This window comes from Facilibium subflavum (assembly GCF_003574485.1).
Taxonomy (GTDB): Bacteria; Pseudomonadota; Gammaproteobacteria; order Francisellales; family Francisellaceae; genus Facilibium; species Facilibium subflavum.
Window position 1 is genome coordinate 1 of sequence record NZ_QLIT01000287.1, and the last position, 2605, is coordinate 2605.

The 2605-nt window shown below is 35.9% G+C and carries 3 protein-coding genes; all 3 read right to left on the reverse strand.

Going from position 1 to position 2605, the window contains the following annotated elements:
• Positions 1-12 precede the first annotated feature (12 nt).
• Entirely contained in the window at positions 13-186 is a 174-nt protein-coding gene (locus DNK84_RS14485) for a hypothetical protein (RefSeq protein WP_162902488.1), read from the reverse strand.
• Positions 187-279: 93 nt separating this feature from the next.
• The gene (locus tag DNK84_RS14865; RefSeq protein ID WP_235826909.1) at positions 280-435 is read right to left on the reverse strand and encodes a hypothetical protein; all 156 of its coding nucleotides are present in this window, start codon (positions 433-435) and stop codon (positions 280-282) included.
• Between the two features lie 88 nt (positions 436-523).
• Positions 524-2605, reverse strand: a 2082-nt coding sequence (locus tag DNK84_RS13420) for an MORN repeat-containing protein (RefSeq protein WP_119344979.1), incomplete at its 5' end; no start/stop codon positions are given.

A 2605-nucleotide genomic window follows, 5' to 3' on the forward strand; every position in this document is an offset into this window, starting at 1 on the left:
TTTATGGAGCGGTTACGTTTCAATTAAGTTTTGTTGCCAGGCTGGCATAAATTCTTTGCAAAAATCATCGACAAAACAAAAGATAAGTTCTAGCATAACACTCCATGAGGTTGGTGTTTTGTTTTCAGCTCCAGAAATACCTTTTGGAGAAAAAAATTTCAACCTCATCACAGTATATTTATGCATGTTTTTTAATCTTTTATATCGAACTCACGTTATCTAGATTTAACTATGGCTAGCGTAATAAAATAAATCAAACAAAAACAAAATTTTTTATTTTTACCTTACAAAGGAAAGAAAATAATGCTGGATCGCTTTAAGTTTTATCTTATCTTCAAGGTTTGCATCAATGATTTTAATCGCATATGGCCAATTGCGAATCCAGGTTAATTGGCGCTTAGCAAGCTGACGTGTAGCCGCAATTCCTTTAGCCACAAGAACAGCAGTCAGTTTGATTACATTTCGTTCTTACACATCAAGGGAATTTAAATACGATTCCCCTGATGTGTGTTGCTTTCTCTCGTTAGTTTATCTCCTCTTCAACTATATGCTTTATACCATCTTCATCAATATAGTAGCCCCCTATAAGCTCACCATTCTTAAAGCGCCCTTCCTCTACAATCGAACCATCGCTATAATAGCTAGTTCCAATGCCATCCTCTTTCCCCATCCTAAAATTGCCTTTATAGGCGACTTTACCATTTTCATAATAGAAAATACCCTGACCATGTGGTTGCCCTTGATAAAAATCGCCACCATAGAAAACACGACCATTTTTATAATACAGGGTGCCACTTCCATGCTTCTTATCATTAAGAAAACTTCCTTTATATTTTGGTTGGCCATTTTCATAATACAGGGTGCCACTTCCATGCTTCTCATCATTAAGAAAACTTCCTTTATATTTTGGTTGGCCATTTTCATAATACAGGGTGCCACTTCCATGCTTCTCACCATTAAGAAAATCTCCTTTGTACATTGATTTACCATTTTTATAGTACATGGTGCCCTTTCCATGAATAAAGCTATTCTGATCAAAAGAGCCTTGATAATACTTTTCCCCTGTTGGGTAATACAACGTAACCTCACCATGTGGCTTTCCTTGATACATATCGCCTTCATATGACAGTTTACCATTACCATTGAGAACCTTTCCTTTTCCTTCTGGCAGACCATCAACAAAACTTCCGCTATAAGTTCCTCCCTCATAGTCATATAGAAGCCCTTCGCCGTGATAAAGCCCGCTGTCGTTAAATTCTCCCATGTAAACTGGATTGCCTTCACGGTTAAATGCTACACCGTCTACAATCTTTCCATTTTTAAACGTTCCTTCATAGTGTTTTATTTTTTCTGTTTCGTAATAATATTGAACTCCTTTACCATCATACTTACCTTGTTTTAACTCACCACTATATATTAGTTTCCCATCTTCATAATATACGTTTCCTTTTACTAGCTGACCATTGCTAAACTCTCCTTCAAACTGCTTGATTTTATTTAGATTGTTATATTGGTATTTAACACCTTCACCATGCGGTTGGCCCTTTTTCATACCGCCTTCGTAAATAAGCCTTTCATTGGCACTATATATTTTACCACTATTATAGTTTCCACCATTGTAGTCAGCTTCTATATAACCACCATCACTCTGGTATATCCTGCCTTCAGAAAAGGTGCCGTTATCAAAGGTTCCTTGATATTTTCTGGTTTCCCCGTCTATGTTATACTCAATACCCTGGCCATTATATTTTCCTGCCTCCATTTCACCATCGTATCTAAGTACTCCTTGATCGTTATATGCTTTTCCTTTTTTAAAGCGTCCATTTTCAAAGACACCATCAAAACCAACAACATCTGCATGGTCATAATATAATTTACCTTCACCGTGATACGATCCGCCTTGTGCCTCACCTTCATATGATAATTTTCCTTCTTTCGTATACATTTTCCCTTTTTTAAAGACGTTTTTTTCAAAAATTCCTTCAAACTTTTCGCCTGTATCAAGATACAGAGTTCCTAAACCATCAGGTTGTAAATTTTTATTAAACTCACCTTCATACTTAAGCACATCTTTATTATAGAATTTTGCATCAATGGGGATATCATTTTCAAAAGTCCCCTCAATTGTTGTATTTTCAGTATATGCTTTACCTTGTCCATGTTTCTTCCCAGCTTTGAATTCCCCATCATAGCTATAATTGTCGAGATGCAATGTTCCTTGCCCTTCATATAAACCATCTTCAAACGATCCCTCATATCTTAACTCACCAGAATTATCGTAAAGTTTGCCTTGCCCATGATATTTATTATTGCTAAACTCTCCTTCATAAATGACAACTTCTTGTCTGTTTTCAGCTAACATTTTATTAATTTCACGTATATCTGGAATACTCTTGATGTTTTGAAGTTTGTCTCTAAGTTCACCAGGGATTTTTCTTTCATATTCAAATCCAGAAACTAGTTCTCCATCTCTAAATTCGCCGCTAAATCTAAGCTTTCCATCATCAAAAAGAGAACCAGAACCATTATACTTGCCTTCTTTAAAATCGCCAATATAGATAGGTTTTCCCTCCGGATCATAATAAATTCCATGACCTTCAATTTT